Source organism: Gardnerella sp. 26-12 (genome assembly GCF_001660745.1).
GTDB classification, from domain to species: Bacteria; Actinomycetota; Actinomycetes; order Actinomycetales; family Bifidobacteriaceae; genus Bifidobacterium; species Bifidobacterium swidsinskii.
In genome coordinates this window covers 1-2,351 of sequence record NZ_LWSR01000083.1, presented here as the reverse complement: position 1 = coordinate 2,351, position 2,351 = coordinate 1, and the positions used below count along the sequence as shown (strand labels likewise).

Annotated in this window: 3 protein-coding genes; all 3 read left to right on the top strand. The window is 35.0% G+C overall.

Annotated elements, in window-relative coordinates; genetic code table 11:
- Positions 1-110: 110 nt before the first annotated feature.
- Genes A5295_RS04505 through A5295_RS04495 form a run of 3 tightly spaced genes read left to right on the top strand, consistent with a single transcriptional unit; the run spans position 111 to position 2,116 of the window.
- Positions 111-296, top strand: coding sequence for a helix-turn-helix domain-containing protein (locus A5295_RS04505; protein ID WP_012914000.1), 186 nt, complete (start codon positions 111-113; stop codon positions 294-296).
- Between the two features lie 26 nt (positions 297-322).
- Positions 323-1,042, top strand: a complete 720-nt coding sequence (locus A5295_RS04500; RefSeq protein ID WP_004110918.1) for a site-specific DNA-methyltransferase — start codon at positions 323-325, stop codon at positions 1,040-1,042.
- On the top strand, positions 1,043-2,116 hold the full coding sequence (locus tag A5295_RS04495) for a DNA cytosine methyltransferase (protein WP_064621872.1): 1,074 nt from the start codon (positions 1,043-1,045) through the stop codon (positions 2,114-2,116).
- Positions 2,117-2,351: the final 235 nt, after the last annotated feature.

The window sequence follows — 2,351 nt, the reverse complement described above, 5'->3', positions numbered from 1 at the left end:
ATATAATGAAATATATCCAAATACAACCAAATACATTGACCTTTTATAAAAAGCAGATATAATGGTAGTTGGGTCTGTAGTGATGAAAATTTAGAGGTGGTATAACACAGATGAAAAATGAAGAAGGCTATATCAGCATTGATGAAGCGGCAGAATACTTGGGGATAAAAACTGTCACTCTGAGAACCTGGATAAGAAAAAAACCAGATATGCCAGTATATAAAATAGGAAAACTTTGGAAATTTAAACGCTCGGAATTAGATAAATGGATTGCCAGTGGAGAAAGTGCAGAGTAGCTGTTAAGTTAGGAGAGTGATTCATATTGTCTAAAATAGAACTTTACAACGATGACTGTATTGTTGCTATGGATAATCTTAGGGCAAAATCAATAGATTTAATTGTTACAGATCCGCCATATAATCTTGGTAGTTTTATGAAAACTAGAGATACTAATCTAAAAAAGATGAGAGACAATTTTTTTGCTGCCGCAGGTTGGGATGACATGGGTTTTGAGGAATGGAAGAAATCCATGGAGTCTTTTTTTGAACTATCTTCTAGAGTCATGAAAAAGGGTGGCTCTATGATTGTGTTTATGGCTATTATAAAAGTTGAAACGATTATAAAGTTAGCTGAGGAATATGGATTTTACTATAAGACAACAGGGATTTGGCATAAAACTAACCCTATGCCCAGAAATATGAATTTACATTTTGTAAATTCTACAGAAGCATGGGTGTATTTCACTTATAAAACAAAGACTGGAACATTTAACAATGGTGGAGCTATGTTTCATGATTTTATAGAAACATCCGTTACTCCGAATAGCGAAAGAAAATATGGAAAACATCCAACGCAAAAGCCAGAAAGTTTGATGCAGCACTTTGTAGAAATACTTTCCAACCCTGGTGATAATATTCTAGATCCATTTATGGGCTCTGGAACAACGGGAGTTGTTTCAAAACGAGCTGGTCGCAATTTTATAGGTATAGAATTAAACTCAGAATACTACAACATTGCTAAATCTAGGATAGAGGGCAAATAAATGCAACCAACGGTAATAGATTTATTTTCAGGCGTAGGAGGATTATCGTTAGGCTTTGAAGAAGAAGGATTCAGTGTTCTTTTAGCTAATGAGTATGATGAATCCATTGCAAACGCTTATATGAAAAATCATAAAACAACAAAAATGGTCGTTGGTGATATTACCTCTCTTGATTTGGATGCTGTTTTTGGAACATATAAAAATAAGATTGACGTCATTATAGGAGGGCCACCTTGCCAAGGCTTTTCGCAAAAAGGTCAGCGGAAAACAATCWACGATAAAAGAAATTTTTTATTTGAATATTATGTAAAGGTAGTTGAGCTTGTAAAACCTAAGTATTTTGTAATGGAGAATGTCCCAAACCTGCTTACTGCTGAAAAAGGTTATTTTTTTAATGAAATTGAGACGCTATTTAATGCTATGGGGTACTTTTTGCAGCATGGAGTACTTAATGCCGCGGATTTTGGAGTACCACAAAATAGAAAAAGAGCAGTTATTATTGGCAAAATGAATGGGGTTGCTCCGTCTTTACCATCTTCGCTGAATGAGAAAGTAACTATATGGGACGCAATTAGCGACTTGGCATTTTTAGAATCAGGAGAAGGCGATGAGGTGCAAGAATACAGATATGCGCCTCAAAGCGAGTATGAAAAAAAATTACGTGGACATGCTAACCTTTTGTATAATCATAAGGCAACAAAACACTCTCCACTTTCATTAAAAAGATTGAGAATGATTCCTCCTAATGCCGGTAAAGAAGTTTTACCAAAAGAGCATCTAACTAAATCCATATATAGTGGTACGTGGACCAGAATGAAAAAAGATGATATATCCGTCACGATAACAACAAGATTTGATACACCTTCTTCAGGCAAATTTACTCATCCTTTTTTAAATCGGGCAATAACAGTAAGAGAAGCGGCCAGGATACAGTCATTCCCAGATGAATTCATATTCATTGGTAGTAAGAGTTCTCAAATGAGACAAGTTGGTAATGCTGTTCCGCCACTATTGGCATCAGCAATCGCTAGAGTAATTAAAAATGATATTATGGAGGGAAACATTGATGAATAGACCAGATAATATGTCCGTTTATGATGAATTGTATTTAAAGCTTGGTATTAAATCTTCGCTCCCACATGTTAAGAGTGCTGTCGCGCTAATACTTTTGTTTTGGGAGTGCTCTATTAAGTCTGCTGAGCTTCAGTATTCCNGTGCAAAGTGGAGACAAAATAGTAATTAATCCAAATTTGAAAACTGCTATTAAAAATAAACTAGCACAAATTTGTAAACAAGATGGTATTAACAT

What these genes read in the sequence shown, in the direction of transcription:
- A5295_RS04505 (WP_012914000.1), top strand. Translation starts at nt 111, where the DNA reads ATGAAAAATGAAGAAGGCTATATCAGCATTGATGAAGCGGCAGAATAC.